We start from the raw sequence: 19,154 nt of genomic DNA, 5'->3' as shown, positions 1-19,154 counted from the left end.
ATATCGTGTGATCTAGGCCCCGGGTGTGCGAGCAGGGACGCGGCCAACCTAAACTGAAGCATGTGCTGAAGGGCGACGGCCGACTCGGCCATGACCTGGACCCCAACGACCGCGCACCGAAGGACGCCTGCGGCGTCTTCGGGGTCTGGGCGCCAGGCGAGGAAGTCTCCAAACTCACCTACTACGGGCTGTACGCGTTGCAACACCGCGGCCAGGAGTCAGCGGGCATCGCGGTCAGCGAAGGCAGCCGCATCCTCGTCTACAAGGACATGGGGCTGGTAGCTCAGGTCTTCGACGAGTCGGTGCTCGGCACGCTCCGCGGGCATCTCGCGGTCGGCCACTGCCGCTACTCCACGACAGGCTCCAGTGTGTGGGAGAACGCGCAGCCCACACTGAGCTCCACCGAGGTGGGCGGCCTGGCCCTCGCCCACAACGGCAACCTGATCAACACCCCCGAGCTGGCCGAGCGCCTGGCGCCGGGGGCGACCAGGGCGACCACCGACACCGAGGTGCTGACCAACCTGCTGGCCCAGGACCGCACGCGCTCCATCGAGGACGCGGCGGCCGAGCTGCTGCCGCAGGTGAAGGGTGCCTACTCGCTGGTCTTCATGGACGAGAAGACCCTCTACGCCGCCCGTGACCCACAGGGCATCCGCCCGCTGGTGCTCGGCCGCCTCGAGCGCGGCTGGGTCGTCGCCTCGGAGACCGCCGCCCTCGACATCGTGGGCGCCACCTTCGTGCGTGAGGTCGAGCCAGGCGAGCTGCTGACGATCGACGAGGGCGGCGTGCGCTCGCGCAGGTTCGCCCTCGCCGACCCGAAGGGCTGCCTGTTCGAGTACGTCTACCTGGCCAGGCCCGACACCACCATCGCCGGCCGTGGCGTGCAGACGACCAGGGTCGAGGTGGGCCGCGTGCTGGCCCGCGAGCACCCCGTCGAGGCCGACCTGGTCATCCCGACCCCCGAGTCGGGCACCCCCGCCGCCGTCGGCTACGCCGAGGAGTCCGGCATCCCCTACGGCCAGGGCCTGGTGAAGAACTCCTACGTGGGCCGCACCTTCATCCAGCCCTCGCAGACCATCCGCCAGCTCGGCATCCGCCTGAAGCTCAACCCGCTCAAGGAAGTCGTCGCGGGCAAGCGCCTGGTCGTCGTGGACGACTCGATCGTGCGCGGCAACACTCAGCGCGCGATCGTCCGCATGCTGCGCGAGGCGGGCGCGAGCGAGGTGCACGTGCGCATCTCCTCTCCCCCCGTCGCCTGGCCGTGCTTCTACGGCATCGACTTCGCCACCCGCGCCGAGCTCATCGCCGGCTCGCTGAGCGTGGAGGAGATCCGCCAGTCGCTCGGCGCCGACTCGCTCGGGTACATCTCTCTCGAGGGTCTCACCAAGGCGACCACCATCCCGGCCGAGCGCCTGTGCAGGGCCTGCTTCGACGGCTCCTACCCCATCGCGATCGACCAGGACAACGTGGGCAAGTACGTACTGGAGAGTTCTCCCAAGTGACTACCTATGAGGCAGCGGGCGTCGACATCGAGGCGGGCGAGCGCGCCGTCGAGCTGATGAAGGACAAGGTCGCGCGCTCGCGGCGGCCCGAGGTTGTCGACGACGCCAGCGGCTTCGCCGGCCTGTTCGACGCCTCAGCCCTGCTGCGCTACCAGCGTCCGCTGCTGGCGACCTCCACCGACGGCGTCGGCACCAAGGTCATGATCGCCCAGCGGTACGGCAAGCACGACACCATCGGCATCGACCTGGTCGGCATGGTCCTCGACGACCTCGTGGTCTGCGGGGCCGAGCCGCTGTTCATGACCGACTACATCGCCTGCGGCAAGGTCGTGCCCGAGCGCATCGCCGAGATCGTCGGCGGCGTGGCGGAGGGCTGCCGCCTGGCGGGCGCGGCCCTGGTCGGCGGCGAGACCGCCGAGCACCCCGGCGCGATGGGCGCGGACGAGTACGACCTGGCGGGCGCGGGCACCGGCGTCGTCGAGGCCTCCGCCATGCTCGGCCCCTCCCGCGTCGCCGAGGGCGACGTGGTGCTGGGGCTGGCCTCCTCCGGCATCCACTCCAACGGCTACTCGCTCGTACGGCACGTCGTGCGCGAGGCCGGGCTCTCCCTCGACGCCTCCCTGCCCGAGCTGGCCCGCCCCCTCGGCGAGGAGCTGCTCGAGCCGACGAGGATCTACTCACTCGACTGCCTGGAGCTGGCCCGCACGCTCGAGGTCCACGCCTACGCCCACATCACGGGCGGCGGCCTTGAGGCCAACCTGTCGCGTTCGCTGCCCTCACACCTCGACGCGCTGCTCGACCGCTCGTCGTGGACGCCTCCCGCGATCTTCGGGGTGCTGGCCGGGCACGGCGGCATCGAGCAGGAGGCGATGGACCGCACGTTCAACCTCGGGGTCGGTATGGCGGCCGTCGTTCCCGCCGACGTGGCCGACGCGGCGATCAAGCTGCTGGTCGGGCGGGGGCTGGAGACGTGGGTGCTGGGCGAGATCGTGGCCGGCACGGGCCAGGCCCGCTACCGCTGAGCCGACGCGCCGGGGCCCGCCGACCACTCGGCCCCGGCACACCCACCCGAACCGAGCCCCTCGTGACACGGGCCCTCGTGACGTGGGGCCGCTCGTGACACGGACCCCTCGTGACGTGGGGCTGCTCGTGACACGGACCCCTCGTGACGTGGGGCTGCTCGTGACACGGACCCCTCGTGACACGGGCCTCTGGTGACGCGGGGCCGCTCCAGGAGCAGGACCGCTCGAGGGCGCGAGCTCGGAGCAGGGCCGCTCGTGGAGAGGACCCCTCCTGACGCGGGGCCGCTCCAGGAGCAGGACCGCTCGTGGAGAGGACCCCTCGTGATGGCCCCTCGTGGAGCAGGCGCAAGCCCAGAGCAGAGCCGGTCACGGAGGGCCGCTCACGGAGAGGGACCGTTCGTGGAGAGGGACCTTTCGTGGAGCAGGGCCCGGGCCCGGAGCAGTTCACCGGGCGGTCTTCCCTCAGGCGGGACCGCTCCCTCCGGCGTTGCATCGAGAAGGGCTCGCCGAGAGCTGGAGGCTTCCTCCCCGGATGACCGACCGTGTCCTCAGGCCCTGATCGGGACCCGTCGCATGCCAAGCCTGTCGCTCGAATGATCCGCCGCCTACCCAGCTCACGGCCCTCGCCCCCACCCGGACGACCGACCGCCTACCCAGCTCACGGCCCTCGCCCTCACCCGGATGACCGGGCGCATTGCCGGTTCGTGGCCCTGGTCGGGAAGCAGGGGGTGCCCGGGTCGGGGAGAGTTGGGTGGAAACGCGGAAGTGCCCCACGGGTGGTTCACCCGCGGGGCTCACCCCGACAACAGATCAGCTATCGACGCCCGGAAGGCCGGTCGTCGTCATCGTCGCCGTAGTCGTCGGCGTAATCGGCATAGCGATCCGCCAGCTCATCGTTGAGGTCGTCGGCGTCGTCGTCACTGTGGTTGGAGTCAGAGACTCCGAGCTCGTCGCGAAGACGCTCAAGATCCGTGCCACCGCTGTTGTACTTCAGCTGGCGAGCAACCTTGACCTGCTTGGCCTTTGCTCGGCCGCGCCCCATTGGCTCGACCCCCTCGTGTGGGGTCGTCCCCGACCCCTCGTCGCTAACGCACCACGCACTGACGCCATGACTTTGGGCGTCAGTCTCTTGTTCGCCTATTACCGTACCTGTTTTGCGCTCAGCTCGGTACGTCGTATGGGCCCGGGGCGTCAGCCGCCCAGCCAGATGCCCCTAATACGCCCGACTTCCGACATTCGGCGCTCTGCCAGCCTATCCGCTGCGACCGCCGGCGGCACGCCTTCCTCCGCGGCGATGCCGAAGATCTTTAGCGTCGTGTCGAAGATCTGGGTCGCCTTGGCCCGCGCGCGGTCCATGCTGAAGCCCTCGATCTCGTCGGCGACCTGGATGACCCCGCCGGAGTTGACCACGTAGTCGGGCGCGTAGAGGATGCCGCGGTCGGCGAGCTGCTTCTCCACGCCCACGTGGGCGAGCTGGTTGTTGGCCCCGCCGCAGACGATCTTCGCGCGGAGCCGCTCGACGGTGTCGTCGTCGAGCGCGCCGCCGAGGGCGCAGGGGGCGTAGACGTCGATGTCGGAGTCGGTCAGGGCTCTGGCGTCGGCGACGACCTCCACCGAGGGGTGGCGCTGCCGTACGCGCTCGACGGCCGCGGGGCTGACGTCGCAGACGACGACCTCGGCTCCGTCGTCGATCAGGTGGTCGACCAGGCGGTGGCCCACCTTGCCCACTCCCTCGACGCCGACCCGCTTGCCGCTCAGCGAGCTGGTGCCGTACAGGTGGGCGGCTGAGGCGCGCATGCCCTGGAAGACGCCGAAGGCGGTGAGGATGGAGGAGTCGCCCGCGCCGCCGTGGGCGGGCGTCCTGCCGGTGACGTAGCGGCTCTCGCGGGCCACGAGGTCCATGTCCTCGCTGAAGGTGCCCACGTCGCAGGCGGTGTAGTAGCGGCCGCCGAGCGACTCGACGAAGCGGCCGTAGGCCCGCAGCAGGGCCTCGTTCTTGTCCTTGGTCGGGTCGCCGATGATGACGGCCTTGCCCCCGCCGAGGTCGAGCCCCGCGAGCGCGTTCTTGTAGGCCATGCCCTTGGAGAGGTTGAGCACGTCGGCCAGGGCCGCCTGCTCGCTCTCGTACGGGTAGAACCTGGTGCCCCCGAGCGCGGGCCCGAGCGCGGTGTTGTAGATGGCGATGATGGCGCGCAGCCCGCTCTGCCTGTCGGCACAGAAGACGACCTGCTCATGCGAGTCCTTGTGGGACTGGCCGAAGACGTCGGTCACGGTAGTGACTCCCTGTCCGGTCCACCGCACCGTTCGCGGCGGAGATCCTCCTCAGATTAGAGGTCGGCACGGCCTGCCGTCGCCCGCCTCGCTCCCGGACGGGGCGGCCGGTGCGACCACAACGGTGCAAGCAGGGTGTCTTCGTGACACGATGCCAGCGTGCTGCCCTACGCCGCTTACCTTCGCGTCTACGAACCGTTGACCGCGTTCCCCGAGCAGGAGCGCGCGATCTGGGCCGCGTACGCGGACTCGCGCGACCGCCCGCGCAGGGCGACCGCGCTCGAAGCCGAGCACGGCGAGTCCATCAGGAGGCTGCTCGCCAAGCCTCCGCATCCCGCGCCCGCCCAGGAGAGCCCCAACGCCTATCTGCGGCGCGTGGAGGACCGGCTCTACGTCTGCCCATGGCAGAGCCGGTTGCGCTCGTGGCTGGCGTTCTCAGACTTCCGTGGCAGCACTCCCGTGAAGCTCATGGACAGCTTCGTGCCGCAGGCGATCGCGGAGCAGACGGCCGACGACTTCGACAGGTTCAAGCGGCAGGGCGGTTCGGCGGCGCTGCGCACCCACATCAGGACCACGACATGGAACGTGCCGCCGGCGTGGTTCGTGCCCTTCGACGGCAACGAGCGCTGGCTGGTGCTGGGCAAGGCGGCCAACGGCCAGGACACCACGACCACCACGGGCCGCAACCTGATCTACGTGACCTCCATGGCTCAGGCGAGGCGGCGCTCGGCGCGGGCGCTGCAGGTCATCCGCAAGCACGTGGGAGAGGTCGCCACCGGCCTCGAGGTGGAGGACGTCGCCCGCTGGCTGGAGGAGTTCCATCCGCACTCGCTGGTGGAGCTCGACTACGGCGGCCTCGTCCACCTCATGGACGACGAGGCGTTGCAGGCCGATCAGTCGGTCGCGGAGCTCTCGGCCGCCCTCACGGGGCTGGACACAGGTCAAGAAGAACTTGCCTTTGCCATGTATCAGCGTGTGATCTTGCGGTGGAAGTCAATGCAACATCTGGAAAGTGCCAACTGAACCCCAAAGAAACGGTCTGACCTGCATGAGTAGGTCACGTGACACGACTCCACGCTTCTGCGAACTGAGTAGTTTGCCGTTTTCACTGCGATACCACGAAACGTGTCGCTAGAATCACCGAGCGTGACATCGCCATGTGGGCGGGCAGTTGGGTCAAAGAAGGGCTCGCCAATCGCTCAGCGTGGCGGTATGGTCACTTCGGGTGATGCCGCATATGGTCCAGAAAAGCCGCACGCACTGGGCCATAGGGGGACATCCGTGACACGCGCAGAAGCAGTCACAGGATCGCTGAGCCGGTCCACACGGAGGAGAGGCCGCACAAATGTCAGCTCGTACACCCGAGGCCGAGCCACTGCTCACGCCCGCCGAGGTCGCGACCATGTTCAGGGTCGACCCCAAGACCGTCACGCGGTGGGCCAAGGCGGGTAAGTTGACGTCGATTCGCACCCTGGGGGGGCACCGGCGTTACCGGGAGACCGAGGTCCGTGCTCTGCTCGCGGGGATTCCGCAGCAGCGCTCGGAGTAAGTCAGGGATCGTCACGATCCTTAGGGGGGTTCACGGTGGGCCAGGTTCCTCAGCCCGGTCCACCCGCGTGACGAAGTCAGGTCGCCCGCGCGTCGGGGGACGCATACGGGAGTTGGCGCCGCCCGCCCGGCGCCATCCTTCCACCCCGCACACCCCCCTGAGATGTAGACCCCTTTACCCCGCCCGGCCCTGCCGGTCACCCGGGGGCCGTGGCTCCCCCCGAGGAGCCGAGACCTCGAGCCGCCACGCCGTACGGCGGGCGACCGCTCGTCAGGTGAGGTCGTTCAGGAGGAGCTCCACGCTGGCGTCGTGCGCCGCCGCCACGCCGAGCAGCGCCACCATGTGATCCACCAGCATCCTCTCCAGCGTCGCGCGCTCCACGTCGCGATGCTCGAGCCAGTCGAGCCCGGCGGTCTCGACCGAGGCGATCCACGACCGCAGCGTGATGCGCAGCAACGGGGTGGGCTCCTCGACCCGCATCTGCTTCTGGATCATCCGGAACAACCGCTGCCGCACGCCGTCGACGATCTCGCCGACCTCGCCGGCGCGATTGGCGGGGCCCCCGCGCAGCAGCGCGGCGAACCCGGCAGCGTGCTCCTCGACGAAGTCGAAGTAGCGCCTGAGACCTGAGGCCAGCTCGTCCAGCGGGCGCCCGCCGCCCTGGGGGCGCAGCCGCGACTCGAGCTGCTCGGCCGCGCTCCTCAGCGCGGCGACGTACAGCTCCTGCTTGCCGCCGAAGTAGTGGTAGACGAGCGCTCGGGAGGCGCCCGCCGCCGAGGCGACGTCGTCGATGGAGACGTCCTCGGCATCGCGCCGGCTGAACAGCTCGAGGGCGGCCGCCATGAGCTCCTCGCGGCGCCGATCCACGCTCAGCCTGCGACGCGCAGGACGCGTGTCACTGCCTGCGGATTTCCCTGCTGTCACCCCTGCACACTATCGGAGGCGCTGCCTAATAACGCTTCGGCCCGTACCCTGCCGCGTCCTCGATCGTTTGGTGAGACAGGTGCCCATCCACGCATCGCGGGGGAGACACATGTCAGGACCGTCAGTCAACACGACCGTCGTCGAGGTAGACACGTTGCCTCGCCCGAGACCCACCATCCGCAACGTCGCCGAGCGCGCAGGCGTCTCCAAATCGCTGGTCTCGCTCGTGCTGCGCGGCTCCCCGCACGTCAGCGAGCATCGCAGGCAGGCCGTCCTGCAGGCGGCCCGCGAGCTCGGCTACCGCCCCAACGCCGTGGCGCGCAGCCTCGTCGAGGGCCGTACCCATCTGGTCGGCGCGCTCGTGGCCGACCTGCACAACCCCTTCTACGCCGAGTTCCTCGACGGCCTGCAGGAGAGCCTGCACGGCGACGGGCTGAGGATGCTGATCGGCAACAGCCAGTGGGACCCCGCCTTCGAGGACGAGGCCGTCGAAGCGTTCCTCGAGTTGAGAGTGGACGGTCTGGTGCTGCTCGGCATCGCCCCGACCAGCGAGACCCTCATCGAGGCGACCTCCTACACCCCCACCGTGGTCGTAGGGGAACGTGACATCGAGCTCGACAACGTCGACATCGTCGTCGACGACGACCAGCTCGGCGCCCGTCTGGCCATCGACCACCTGGTCGAGCACGGGCACCGGCGCATCGCGCACATCGAGGGCTCACGCGCTTCACGCTGCGAGGGCTACCTGGTGGCCATGCGACGGCACGCGCTGGCGCCGTACATCATGGTCGAGCACGGTGAGAGCACGGAGGAGGGGGGCAGGCGCACCGCCCGCGCGCTGCTCACCCGCGATCCTCGTCCCACGGCCATCTTCGCCGCCAACGACCTCGTCGCGCTCGGCGTGCTGTCGGCGGCGAGCGAGCTGGGCCTGCGCGTGCCCGAGGACCTGTCCGTCATCGGCTACGACAACACGCACCTGGCGGGCGTGCACCACATCTCCCTCACCTCCGTCGACCAGCCCAGGCGCACGATGGGCAGGTCGGCCGCGGCGCTGCTGAGCGACAGGATCCAGGACCCGGGCAAGGTCGCCCGCCTGCGCCAGGTCACACCCGAGCTGATCGTACGGCGCAGCACGGGCCCCGCCCACGAGTGAAGAGGGCGTCTTCTTCACCCGATGCCTTCCCCAAGCCTGGTTCAAACGGCCGTGCCGCCCCGCGGCCCCGGTTGTTAACTCGGACGGGTCACTGCCGTATCTGACCCGGGGGACAGTCATGCGTGATCCAGAACTGGTGTCATGCGCCCAGCGCGCCGCGGCCGAACTCGAGCGGGCCTGGGCGCACTGGCGCGCCGGGCGTGGGCGCGGCGACGCGGGGGCCGAGTCGGTGGCCAGCTACGTGGCCCACTCCCTCGACCACCCGTGGGGCCGTCCGCGCGTGGTCCTCGGCCTGGACGCCGAGGACGCGAGGGAGCTGGCGGCCCTCCTCCAGCGCCAGGAAGTCGGCGAACACGTCTGGTAAGTCCGCGGGGTCACGTAAGTTGGAGCGCATGCGTGTTCTAGCTGCCTCCGCTCTCGCCCTCTGTGGCCTGGCCGCCGCCTCGTGCGGTGGCGCCGCCGCCAACAGTGAGAGGGTCGCCGCGCCCGTGGCCGCCCAGCCGTCCGCCTCGGCCGCGCCCTCGTCGGCCCCCGCGGCCTCGCCCGCGGCGGGCTCGGCGGCCCCCACGGCCGACAGGCCGCTGGAGGGCAGGACCATCGTGATCGACCCCGGTCACAACGGGGGCAACCACAAGAACCCGAAGGCCATCAACCGTCAGGTCAACGTGCTGACCCAGTGGAAGGCCTGCGACACCACCGGCACCTCCACGAACGACGGCTACTCCGAGGCCGCCTTCACCTGGGACGTCTCCCAGCGCCTCACCAAGATCCTCAAGGCGCGCGGCGCCACGGTGAAGCTGACCCGCGCCGACAACACCGGAGTCGGGCCCTGCATCACCGAGCGGGCCGCGATCGGCAACAAGGCCAAGGCCGACGCCGCCATCTCGGTGCACGCCGACGGCTCGGCGGCCGGCAACCGCGGCTTCCACGTGATCATCCCGAAGAAGATCAACGGCCCTGTCGACCCCGTCGTGAACGACTCGCGCAGGCTGGGCGTCGCGGTGCGCGACGCGTTCAGGAAGGGCACCGGCCTGCCGTACTCCACCTACATCGGGTCGAAGGCGCTCAGCTTCCGCAACGACCTCGGCGGGCTCAACCTCTCGACGGTACCCAAGATCTTCATTGAGTCCGGCAACATGCGCAACGCGGGTGAGGCCGCCAAGTTCAAGGACGCCGCCTTCAGGCAGCGCATCGCTCAGTCGCTGGCGGACGGTTTGCAAAACTACCTGAAGTGACATCATTCCCGGCATGAACACGCTGCTGCCTCGCCCGAATGTGCTGTCCTCGCTGTCCGGCTCCTACGAGCTCGCCGTCGGAGCCACCGTCTCGGGCCCCGCCGAACTGGCCGACGCCGTACGGCGGGCGCTACCGGTCCTCGACCTGCGCCCCGGCGACACGGGCGCGATCGACGTCAGGATGGACCCCGCGCTCGGCGAGGAGGCCTACCGCCTGGTCGTCGGTTCGCGTGGCGTCGAGATCACCGCGGGCGGCAGGGCGGGCGCGTTCTACGCCGGGCAGTCGCTGCACCAGTTGCTTCCCGACGCGACCTACCGCAGCGCGGTCACGACCGACGCGTGGACCGTGCCCGGCGTGCGCGTCGAGGACTCTCCCTCCCACAGCTGGCGCGGGCTCCACCTGGACGTGGCGCGGCACTTCCTGCCCAAGCGCGAGGTGCTGAGGGTCATCGACCTGATGGGCGCGCACAAGCTCAACAGGCTCCACCTGCACCTGGTCGACGACCAGGGCTGGCGGGTGGAGAGCAGGGCCTATCCCCGCCTGCACGAGGTGGCCTCCCACAGGGCGCGCACCGCCACCAACTACTTCCGCGAGGAGCCCACCTACGACGGGATCCCGCACGGCGGCTACTACACCCTCGACGACCTGGCCGAGATCGCCGCGTACGCGAGGGCGCGCGAGGTCGTCATCGTTCCCGAGATCGACGTGCCAGGGCACGCCTCGGCCATCCTGGCCGCCTATCCGGAGCTGGGCGCGACGGGCGAGAGCTTCGAGGTGCTCGACCGGTGGGGCATCTCCCCCGCGATCCTGTCGCCGCTGCCGCCGACCGTCGACTTCCTCACGGCCGTCTTCGACGAGCTGCTCGGCGCGCTCGGCGCGACGCCGTACGTGCACATCGGCGGCGACGAGTGCGTCCTCGACGACTGGGAGGCCTCCGCCGAGATCACCGCCTACCGCCGGTCGCTCGGCCTTGCCGACGTGGGCGAGCTGCACGGCTGGTTCCTGCGACGGCTGGCCGACGTGCTGGCCGAGCGCGGCTCGCGCGCCGTGGTGTGGGACGAGGCCTTCGTGGCGGGCGGGCTGCGCAAGGACACGATGGTGATGCCGTGGCGCGGCATGGGCGTGGGCCGCAGGGCCGCGGCCGCGGGGCACTCGGTGATCGCGACGCCGGTGTTCCCGCTCTACTTCGACTACGCGGAGGCCTCCTCCACGCAGGAGCCGATGGCCATCGGCGACGCGATCACCGTGACGGACGTGGCCTCGTTCGAGCCGGCCCCCTCGTCGTGGGAGCCCGAGGAACGCGAGCGCGTGGTCGGCCTGCAGGCGCAGCTGTGGAGCGAGCGCATCCCCGACGCGCGCGTGCTCGACTACCGGGCGTGGCCGCGCGCCTGCGCGCTGGCCGAGGTCGCCTGGGCGGGAGAGGCCGGCTCCGACTTCATGGGCAGGCTCGAGCGCCACCTCGGCAGGCTCGACGCGCTCGGCGTGGAGTATCGCCCGCTGTCGGGCCCTCGCCCGTGGCAGCAGGGCCGCCCGCACCGCCCCGCCGTCGTGCCGGTGATGAACGCGATGGAGCACCTGGACGAGATGACCCACTCGGCCACCTCGACCAGGCCGAGCGTCTGACCGTCGGCGCCTGAGGCGGGTCGCTTCGCGGCGGCCCGCCTGTGGGTGAGCGGCTCAGCCGCGGTCGGGCGCCGTGCGGCCGATCAGCTCGGGGACGGTCGTGGCGTGGCGACGGAGGCGGCGGGAGAGCCGGCGGTGGATGCGGGAGGCCCACAGCGGGCCCTCGTAGATCATGCCCGTGTAGCCCTGCACCAGGGTGGCGCCGGCGAGCAGCCGCTCCCACACGTCGTCGACGTCCTCGACCCCGCCCACGGACACGAGCGTCAGCCGGTCGCCGACGCGCGCCCGCAGCCTACGCAGGACCTCGATCGAGCGCTCCTTCAGCGGACGCCCCGACAGGCCGCCGGTCTCACCCGAGTGGCGGATGGTGGTGTTGGTCGCGATGATGCCGTCGAGCCCCAGCTCGAGCGCCAGGTCCGCCACCGCGTCGACGTCGTCGTCGGCCAGGTCGGGGGCGATCTTCACCAGCAGCGGCGTGCGGCGGGGCGTGGAGTCGGCGACCTCCTTCACCGCCGCCAGCAGCGGTCGCAGCAGCTCGACCGCCTGCAGGTTGCGCAGCCCCGGCGTGTTGGGCGAACTGACGTTGACGACCAGATAGTCGGCGAGAGGGGCCAGCTCCTTGGCGCTGGTCACGTAGTCGGCGGTGGCCTCGGACTCGGGCACGACCTTCGTCTTGCCGATGTTGACGCCGACCACCACGGGAACCCCCCGCGTACGGCGCAGCCTGCGCGCCGCCGCCTGTGCCCCCGCGTTGTTGAACCCCATCCTGTTGATCACCGCTCGCCGCCTGACGTCGCGGAACAGGCGGGGACGCGGGTTGCCCGGCTGGGCGTGGGCGGTGATCGTGCCGACCTCGACGTGCCCGAACCCGAACGCCGACAGCGCCTCGGCGCAGGCCGCGTCCTTGTCGAACCCCGCGGCCAGGCCGAGCGGCCCGGGGAAGTGCACCCCGAAGGCCGTCACCCGCAGCGCGGGATCGCTCGGCGCGAGGGCGCGGTGGAGCAGCCGCTTGAGCAGCGGCAGCGTGGAGAGCAGCGCGAGCGCTCTGACGGTTGCGTGGTGCACGGCCTCGGCGTCGAGACGCCGCAAGACCTGCGAGAACAGGAGTCGGTACATCAAGGCTCAGGTTATCGGTCCTGTCCGACAAGGCCCGCTTCGTAGGCCACGATCGCGGCCTGGACCCTGTTGCGGACCTCCAGCCTGGTCAGGATCGTGCTCACGTAGGCCTTGACGGTCCCCTCGACGATGAACAGCCGCTTGGCGATCTCCGCGTTGGACAGCCCCTCGCCGACCAGGGCGAGCACCTCCTTCTCGCGGTCGGTCAGCGCGTCGATCCTGTCGCGGGCGGCCGCTCCCCGTGCCATCTGGCCGCCGGAGAGCTGGCTGATGACGCGCTGGGCCACCTTGGGCGAGAGGTAGGCCGCGCCGCCGGCCACGGCGTGGATCCCGGCGATCAGCTCGCGCGGGTCGCCCGACTTGAGCAGGAACCCGCTGGCGCCGACGTCGAGCGCCTTGGCGATGTAGTCGTCCTCGCCGAAGGTGGTGAGCATGATGATCGCCGTGCCGGGCGCCGCCCTGCGGATCTCGGCGGCGGCGGCGAGGCCGTCGAGCTTCGGCATGCGGATGTCGAGCAGCGCGACGTCGGGCCTGTGACTGATCGCCAGGTCCACGGCCTGCCTGCCGTCCCCCGCCTCGGCGACGATCTGGAAGGAGGGGTCGACGCCGAGGATCGCGCCCACACCCGCCCTGATCATGGCTTCGTCGTCGGCGAGGAGAATTCTGATCACGCCTGTATATTGCCCCATATGGCGCAGGTGAAGGTCTTCGGACGGCGTGACGTATGGGCTGGGCGGCAGCGGGAGGTGTCCGACCTGGTCCACGAGTGCGTGGTGAAGGCGTGGGGGCTGCCCGAGGGCAAGCGATTCCACCGCTTCCTGCTGCTCGACGCCGACGACCTGATCTGCCCGCAGCGCGGCGACGACTACCTGATCGTCGAGGTCGTCTGCTTCACGGGGCGCAGCGACGAGGCGAAGAGGGCGCTGATCCGCGAGGTGTTCGCCAAGGCGCCGGCGCTGGGGATCTCCACCGACGACCTCGAGCTAACGATCATCGAGATGCCCGCGGTCAACTGGGGCATCAGGGGCGTGCCCGCCGACGAGCTGGCGCTGCCGTACAAGGTCGAGGTCTAGCCGCAGCACCAGCACCGCGGCCAGGACGGCGATGCCGCCCGCCAGCTGACCCGCCCCGAGGCGCTCGCCGTACACCAGCGAGGTGGACACGAGCGTCACGACGGGCTCCGCGCACGACAGGATGGCGGCGGTCGGCGCGCCGAGCAGGCGCACGCCCACGAACAGCGCCACCATCGCCAGCACGGTCGAGACGAGGCCGAGCAGTCCAGTCCAGGCCCAGCCGGCGGCGGTCGCGGGCAGGTCGAGGCCGCCCGTGACGCCGAGCGTGACCGCCGCCGCGGTGAAGACGATCGCCGACAGCAGGTAGACGTCCAGGTTCTCGGGCAGCCCGTCGGCGACGGTCAGGTAGAGCGAGTAGGCGACGGCCGCGCCGAGCGCCAGCAGCACGCCCGACAGCTGTGCCGCCGAGCCGCCCAGGCCCAGCAGGAGCACCAGGCCCACGGCCGAGCAGCCGAGCGCGGCCAGCTTGCGCCGGTCGAGCGACTCCCTGCGCCGCCCCACGGCCAGCGCCGTCACCAGCGCGGGATAGGTGTAGAGCAGGAGCGCCGCCAGCGACGCGTCGATGCGGGCGACCGCGCCGAAGTAGCACAGCGCCTGGACGGCGTAGCCGACGCCGCCGAGCCCGACGGCCGTCAGCGCCACCCTGGCGACGGGCAGCGCGGGCCTGCGCCAGGCCACGACGAGCCACAGCACGGCGGCGGCGATGACGAACCTGCCGGTGAGCATCCCCGTCACGCTGACGCCCGACGCGTAGGCCTCCTTGGCGAAGATCGGCGACAGGCCGAAGCCCAGCGCGGACACCAGACACCACAGCACTCCCATGACCGGCCAACCTAGGCAGCGTCGAGCCATCGAGGTAGCCTTGCTTTCCTTTGGATTCCATAGGGGATTCCTTGGCCACTCTCCACCAGCTGCGCTGCTTCCTCGCCACCCTGGAGCACGGCTCGTTCACCGCCGCCGCCGTGGCTCTCGGCTACGCCCAGCCGTCCATCTCCGAGCAGGTGCGCCTGCTGGAGCAGCACCTGCAGGTGACGCTGTTCCTGCGGGTGGGCAGGGGCGTGGTGCCCACCGAGGCGGCGCTGGCGCTGCGCCCCCACGCGGCCGCCGCCCTGGCCGCGGTGGAGGAGGCGGGCAGGGCGGTGGCCGCGGTGCGGGAGGTCCTGAGCGGCACGGTACGGCTCGGCCTGTTCGGCACCGCCCGCTTCTACCTGGGCGCCGACCTGGTGGCCGACGTCCTTGAGCGGCACCCTGGCGTCCGCGTCCAGCTCATCGGCCAGAACTCCGCCGAGGTGCTCGACCACGTGCGCAGGGGAAGGCTGGAGGCGGCCGTCTCAGCGGTGCCGGTCCCCGACGAGGGGCTGTCGGTGACCCCCGTGATGCGCGACGAGCTGGTCTACGTCAGCACCGAGGCCCGCGATCCCGTCACGCCCGCGTACCTGGCCTCACGGCCGCTCGTGCTGCCGCACGTGAGCTGGCGCGAGGAGGACACCACCCGCCGCGCGCTCACGCGAGCCGTCCAGGCGGCGGGTCACGTGCTGCGGCCCAGGGTGGAGGTGGAGGACCCGGAGACCGCGCTGGAGATCGCGGCCCGCGGCCTGGCGGCGACGGTGAGCTGGAGGGGCGTGCTGCACCGGCTGGCCGACCGGCTGCCTGACACGCTGCGCTGGTCGCCGCTCGATCCGCCGCTGCACGACACGTTCGCGATCGTGCACGGCCCGACGCTCTCCCCCTCCACCCGAATGGTCCTCGAACTGGCCTCGGCGCGGCTGCGCGCCCTCGAGGCTCAGGTCCGCAGGTAGGCCAGGACGGCCAGCACCCTGCGGTGACCGTCGGCGGCGGGCGGCAGGTCGAGCTTGGCGAAGATGTTGGCGATGTGCTTGGCCACCGCTGCCTCCGTGACGACGAGCTCGCGGGCGATGGAGGCGTTGGAGCGGCCTTCGGCGATCAGGCCGAGCACCTCGAGCTCCCTGGGCGTCAGGCGCCGGAGCGGGTCCCGGCGGCGGCCGAGCAGCTGCCGCACCACCTCGGTATCGACGACCATCCCGCCCCTGGCCACCCTGTTCACGGCGTCGACGAACTCGGTCACCTCGCCGATCCTGTCCTTCAGCAGGTAGCCGACGCCCTCTCCTGCGTCCATCAGCTCGGCGGCGTAGGTCTGCTCGACATACTGGCTGAGCACGAGCACGGGCAGGCCGTCCGCGCGCAGCCTGATCGCCGCTCTCAGCCCTTCGTCGGTGAAGCCCGGCGGCATGCGCACGTCGGTGACCACGATGTCGGGTCTGTGCGCGGTGGCCGCCTCCGTCAGCGCCTCGGCGTCGCCCACGGCCGCCACCACCTCGTGGCCGAACCGCTCCAGCAGCCCGACCAGACCCTCGCGCAGCAGCACGGCGTCCTCGGCGATCACTACTCGCACGGGATCTCCACTCGCATCGTCGTCGGCCCGCCCGCCGGGCTGGACAGCGACAGTCTGCCGCCCACGACCGCGAGCCTGTCGGCCAGCCCCGTGAGCCCCGAGCCCTTGGCCGGGTCGGCCCCGCCCGCGCCGTCGTCGCCGATCTCGACGACGAGCGCTCCCGGGGCCCGGGAGGCCCTGATCCACGCCCGTGACGCGCCGCTGTGCCTGGCGACGTTCGCCAGCGCCTCCGAGACGACGTAGTACGCGGCCGTCTCGACCGGCTCGGGCAGCCGCTCCAGCACCGTCTCGACCTCCACGGGGATCGGCGAGCGGGAGGCGACCTCCCCGATCGCCGCGGCCAGTCCCCTGTCGGTCAGCACCTGCGGGTGCACGCCCCTGATCAGCTCGCGCAGCTCGACCAGCGCCTGCCTGGCCTCCTCGTGCGCGCTCGCCACCTGCTCGGCCGCGGGCGAGCCCGGCGGCAGGTCCAGCTCGGCCAGCCCCAGCCGCATCGACAGCGCGACCAGGCGCTGCTGGGCGCCGTCGTGCAGGTCTCGCTCGATCCTGCGCCGCTCGACGTCGAACGCGTCGACCAGCCTGGCCCTCGACGCCACGACCTCCTCCAGCCTGTGCGGCTCCAGGAGCTCCCTCGCCATGGTCATGCGGGCCCTGCCCCACAGCAGCAGGACGGCGATCCCGACAGGCACCAGCACGACCCCCGCCACCGAGGCGACGATCGCGGGCCCGAGATCCTCCTGTACGGCCGGCGAGATGATCAGCACGATCGGCCCTCCGACGGCGAACGCGATCATCACCAGGTCGATCCACCACAGCACGAGCAGCGAGGCGAGGCCCAGCCCCAGCTCGCGCCACCGATGCCGTACAGGGGGCGAGCCGAGCCTCCACCGCTCGAACCACGCCGCGAGGGGCACGGCCGGCACGGCCAGCGCCGCGGCGAACGGCGTGGCGAACGCGGCGACCCCGATCGCCACCGCCGCCAGTCCGGGGACGAGGCTGGCCAGCAGGTACAGCAGAGCTCTCACCCAGGAATTGTCGGCCTCGCCGGACGCGGGAGAAAACCGATGGACCTCCGCAGGCCCCTGAAGCACAATGGACGCCGCACGAAACCTCGGGAGGACCAGATGCGGCAGAGCCTCGGATCGACTCAGCGCCCTGTCCTTCCTACCGAGGTTCCACGCATCCATGACCACCCTGAACATCGGCGTGCTCGCGCACGTCGACGCGGGTAAGACCAGCCTCACCGAACGCATCCTCTTCGACGCGGGCGCCATCCACAGGCTCGGCAGCGTCGACGGCGGCGACACCCAGACCGACACCGGCGAGATCGAGCGCCGCCGCGGCATCACGATCCGCTCGGCCGTCGCCTCCTTCACCCTCGGCGACCTGCGGGTCAACCTCATCGACACCCCCGGCCACGCCGACTTCGTCGCCGAGGTCGAGCGGGCGCTCGGCGTGCTCGACGGCGCCATCCTGGTGATCTCGGCGGTCGAGGGCATCCAGGCCCAGACCAGGGTCCTGCTGAAAACGCTGCGCAAGATGCGCATGCCCACGCTCCTGTTCGTCAACAAGATCGACAGGAGGGGGGCGCTCGAGCGCGACATCCTCGAAGGGCTGCCGGCCGTCCCCGTCAACCACGTACGGCAGGGCCGCGTCGTCCCTGTGTCACTCGACGCGGAGCTCCTGGCCGACCACGACGACACCGTGCTGGAAGCGCTGGTCGAAGGGCGCGAGCTCCCGCCCGGCGAGCTGCGAGGGAGGCTCGCCGAGCAGACCGCCGCCTGCCGGGTCTATCCGGTCTTCCACGGCTCGGCGATCGGCGGGCAGGGCGTGGCCGAACTGCTCGCGGGCGTCCGCGACCTGCTCCCCGTCCCCACGCCCCAGGACGACGACCTGCGGGGCACGATCTTCGCCATCGAGCGCGACAGGTCCGGCCACAAGGTCGCCTACCTGCGGCTGTTCTCCGGTGAGCTGCACGTGCGGCAGAAGCTCGACTCCGGCCAGGTGACCAGGCTGGAGGTGGTGGGCTCGGGCTCCGAGGACCGGCTCACCGCCGGGGACATCGGCAAGCTCTCGGGCCTGTCGGGCGCCCGCGTCGGCGACAGGCTCTCGCCCGCCCCCGAAGGGGCTCCCGCCTTCGCCAGGCCCAGCATGGAGACGGTCGTCACGCCCGCGGACCCTGCCGACGCCGCCCGCCTGCACGCCGCGCTGCTCCTGTTGGCCGAGCAGGATCCGCTCATCCAGACCAGGGGCCTGCCCGAAGGCGGCACCTCCGTGCTGCTCTACGGCGAGGTGCAGAAGGAGGTGCTGGCCGAGCGGCTGCGGGACGAGTTCGGCGTCGAGGCCGTCTTCGCCGACAGCACACCGCTCTACCTCGAACGCCCTGTGGGCGCGGGCGAGGACTGGAGGGAGATCGGCAGACACGCCGACAACACCTTCCTGGCCACCGTCGGCCTGCGGGTGGAGCCGGGAACGGGTTACTCGTTCAGGCGGGAGGTCGAGCTCGGCTCGCTGTTGCACAGCTTCAACCAGGCGATCGAGGACACCGTCCCCCTCACTCTCACCGAGGGCCTGTACGGCTGGCCCGTCGTCGACTGCGCGGTCACGCTGACCAGGTCGGGCTTCGTCGCGCCGCTCAGCACGGCGGGCGACTTCCGCAAGCAGACCCCTGTCGTGCTGAGATCGGCCCTCGCCAGGGCGGGCACCAGGGTCTACGAGCCCTGCCACGCCTTCGAGGTGGAGCTGCCCGCCGACGCGTTCGGCCCCGTCACGGCCAAGCTGACAGGGCTGGGGGCCGAGCTGGGCGACACCTCACCCACGCTCGTCACGGGCACGCTGCCCGCTCGCCTGGTCAACCAGGCCAAGCGACACCTGCCCGGACTGACGCGCGGCGAGGGCGTGTGGTGGTCCACGCCGTCAGGGGATCGCCCGGTGACGGGCCGCGCTTTCCCCGTCAGGCGACCGGGCCGTTAAAGACATCTCGACATCCCGATAATCCTCGCCTCCACAGCTTCCCACAAACGTGGAGCGGGTATTTCTACCGCCAACATACTCCCAACGAAAAGTTGCCCACGAATCTTCTGTTTCGCCTGCTCCAATACGGAATCTGCGATTGCTGGACGGCTACGATCAAGTCTTTGTTGAGTGGTTTTCTCGCCTATTCGAAGGGGCCGGTTCCGGCCCTCGCCAGCGTAGGGAAGAAAGCAAACAAGGGCTCGCCGATGATCTTTGTTTTGATTAGGTCGGGCAAGTGGCGCATGCCGACTTAAGGT

General features: G+C 70.8%; 19 protein-coding genes. 11 read left to right on the top strand and 8 right to left on the bottom strand.

What is annotated here, in order from left to right; all coding sequences use genetic code 11:
* Positions 1-62: 62 nt before the first annotated feature.
* Entirely contained in the window at positions 63-1,502 is a 1,440-nt protein-coding gene (gene purF, locus FHR33_RS29350) for an amidophosphoribosyltransferase (RefSeq protein WP_183654372.1), read from the top strand.
* Positions 1,499-2,524, top strand: coding sequence for a phosphoribosylformylglycinamidine cyclo-ligase (gene purM, locus FHR33_RS29345; RefSeq protein ID WP_183654369.1), 1,026 nt, complete (start codon positions 1,499-1,501; stop codon positions 2,522-2,524). The genes purF and purM overlap by 4 nt, the downstream gene beginning before the upstream one ends.
* 814 nt (positions 2,525-3,338) lie before the next feature.
* On the opposite strand, the gene FHR33_RS29340 is transcribed toward purM, so the two are convergent.
* Together FHR33_RS29340 and FHR33_RS52835 are read right to left on the bottom strand one after the other, a co-directional pair.
* Positions 3,339-3,566 (bottom strand): DUF3073 domain-containing protein, encoded by a 228-nt coding sequence (locus FHR33_RS29340; RefSeq protein ID WP_183654366.1) that lies wholly within the window; start codon positions 3,564-3,566, stop codon positions 3,339-3,341.
* 149 nt (positions 3,567-3,715) lie between these two features.
* Entirely contained in the window at positions 3,716-4,795 is a 1,080-nt protein-coding gene (locus FHR33_RS52835) for a Glu/Leu/Phe/Val family dehydrogenase (protein WP_183654363.1), read from the bottom strand.
* A 159-nt stretch (positions 4,796-4,954) separates the two neighbouring features.
* Here FHR33_RS52835 and FHR33_RS29330 point away from each other — a divergent pair, with 159 nt between their 5' ends.
* Both FHR33_RS29330 and bldC read left to right on the top strand, forming a co-directional pair.
* A complete protein-coding gene (locus tag FHR33_RS29330) occupies positions 4,955-5,818 on the top strand; it encodes a DUF8083 family protein (protein WP_183654360.1) in 864 nt (287 codons plus the stop codon).
* A gap of 322 nt (positions 5,819-6,140) precedes the next feature.
* Complete coding sequence (gene bldC, locus FHR33_RS29325; RefSeq protein WP_013133571.1) at positions 6,141-6,344, top strand: developmental transcriptional regulator BldC; 204 nt, start codon at positions 6,141-6,143, stop codon at positions 6,342-6,344.
* Positions 6,345-6,614: 270 nt separating this feature from the next.
* Here the strand turns inward: bldC and FHR33_RS29320 are convergent, their stop codons facing one another.
* A complete protein-coding gene (locus FHR33_RS29320; protein WP_312895770.1) occupies positions 6,615-7,211 on the bottom strand; it encodes a TetR/AcrR family transcriptional regulator in 597 nt (198 codons plus the stop codon).
* 166 nt (positions 7,212-7,377) lie between these two features.
* On the opposite strand from FHR33_RS29320, the gene FHR33_RS29315 reads away from it, so the two are divergent.
* From FHR33_RS29315 to FHR33_RS29300, 4 genes are all read left to right on the top strand, one after another.
* A complete protein-coding gene (locus FHR33_RS29315) occupies positions 7,378-8,421 on the top strand; it encodes a LacI family DNA-binding transcriptional regulator (protein WP_183654358.1) in 1,044 nt (347 codons plus the stop codon).
* A 118-nt stretch (positions 8,422-8,539) separates the two neighbouring features.
* A complete protein-coding gene (locus tag FHR33_RS29310) occupies positions 8,540-8,785 on the top strand; it encodes a hypothetical protein (RefSeq protein ID WP_183654355.1) in 246 nt (81 codons plus the stop codon).
* Between the two features lie 28 nt (positions 8,786-8,813).
* A complete protein-coding gene (locus FHR33_RS29305; protein ID WP_183654352.1) occupies positions 8,814-9,656 on the top strand; it encodes an N-acetylmuramoyl-L-alanine amidase in 843 nt (280 codons plus the stop codon).
* Between the two features lie 13 nt (positions 9,657-9,669).
* On the top strand, positions 9,670-11,280 hold the full coding sequence (locus tag FHR33_RS29300) for a beta-N-acetylhexosaminidase (protein WP_183654349.1): 1,611 nt from the start codon (positions 9,670-9,672) through the stop codon (positions 11,278-11,280).
* A gap of 54 nt (positions 11,281-11,334) precedes the next feature.
* On the opposite strand, the gene FHR33_RS29295 is transcribed toward FHR33_RS29300, so the two are convergent.
* Together FHR33_RS29295 and FHR33_RS29290 are read right to left on the bottom strand one after the other, a co-directional pair.
* Positions 11,335-12,396 (bottom strand): quinone-dependent dihydroorotate dehydrogenase, encoded by a 1,062-nt coding sequence (locus FHR33_RS29295; RefSeq protein ID WP_183654346.1) that lies wholly within the window; start codon positions 12,394-12,396, stop codon positions 11,335-11,337.
* Between the two features lie 11 nt (positions 12,397-12,407).
* The gene (locus tag FHR33_RS29290; protein WP_183654343.1) at positions 12,408-13,067 is read right to left on the bottom strand and encodes a response regulator; all 660 of its coding nucleotides are present in this window, start codon (positions 13,065-13,067) and stop codon (positions 12,408-12,410) included.
* 18 nt (positions 13,068-13,085) lie between these two features.
* On the opposite strand from FHR33_RS29290, the gene FHR33_RS29285 reads away from it, so the two are divergent.
* Entirely contained in the window at positions 13,086-13,469 is a 384-nt protein-coding gene (locus tag FHR33_RS29285) for a tautomerase family protein (protein ID WP_183654340.1), read from the top strand.
* Here the strand turns inward: FHR33_RS29285 and FHR33_RS29280 are convergent.
* Positions 13,380-14,291, bottom strand: coding sequence for a DMT family transporter (locus tag FHR33_RS29280; RefSeq protein ID WP_183654337.1), 912 nt, complete (start codon positions 14,289-14,291; stop codon positions 13,380-13,382). The two genes, FHR33_RS29285 and FHR33_RS29280, sit on opposite strands and share 90 nt — an antisense overlap.
* 71 nt (positions 14,292-14,362) lie before the next feature.
* Between FHR33_RS29280 and FHR33_RS29275 the strand changes: the two genes are divergently transcribed.
* Entirely contained in the window at positions 14,363-15,268 is a 906-nt protein-coding gene (locus FHR33_RS29275; RefSeq protein WP_183654334.1) for a LysR family transcriptional regulator, read from the top strand.
* Here the strand turns inward: FHR33_RS29275 and FHR33_RS29270 are convergent.
* Together FHR33_RS29270 and FHR33_RS29265 are read right to left on the bottom strand one after the other, a co-directional pair.
* On the bottom strand, positions 15,253-15,882 hold the full coding sequence (locus FHR33_RS29270) for a response regulator transcription factor (protein WP_183654331.1): 630 nt from the start codon (positions 15,880-15,882) through the stop codon (positions 15,253-15,255). The genes FHR33_RS29275 and FHR33_RS29270 overlap by 16 nt on opposite strands.
* Positions 15,873-16,907, bottom strand: coding sequence for a sensor histidine kinase (locus tag FHR33_RS29265; RefSeq protein WP_312895769.1), 1,035 nt, complete (start codon positions 16,905-16,907; stop codon positions 15,873-15,875). The genes FHR33_RS29270 and FHR33_RS29265 overlap by 10 nt, the downstream gene beginning before the upstream one ends.
* A gap of 160 nt (positions 16,908-17,067) precedes the next feature.
* On the opposite strand from FHR33_RS29265, the gene FHR33_RS29260 reads away from it, so the two are divergent.
* A complete protein-coding gene (locus FHR33_RS29260) occupies positions 17,068-18,855 on the top strand; it encodes an elongation factor G (protein ID WP_183654325.1) in 1,788 nt (595 codons plus the stop codon).
* Positions 18,856-19,154 lie beyond the last annotated feature (299 nt).

The sequence above is a fragment of the Nonomuraea dietziae genome (assembly GCF_014195505.1).
GTDB classification, from domain to species: Bacteria; Actinomycetota; Actinomycetes; order Streptosporangiales; family Streptosporangiaceae; genus Nonomuraea; species Nonomuraea roseola.
The sequence above is the reverse complement of the archived record's forward strand: the minus strand, read 5'-3'. Positions and strand labels throughout refer to the sequence as shown.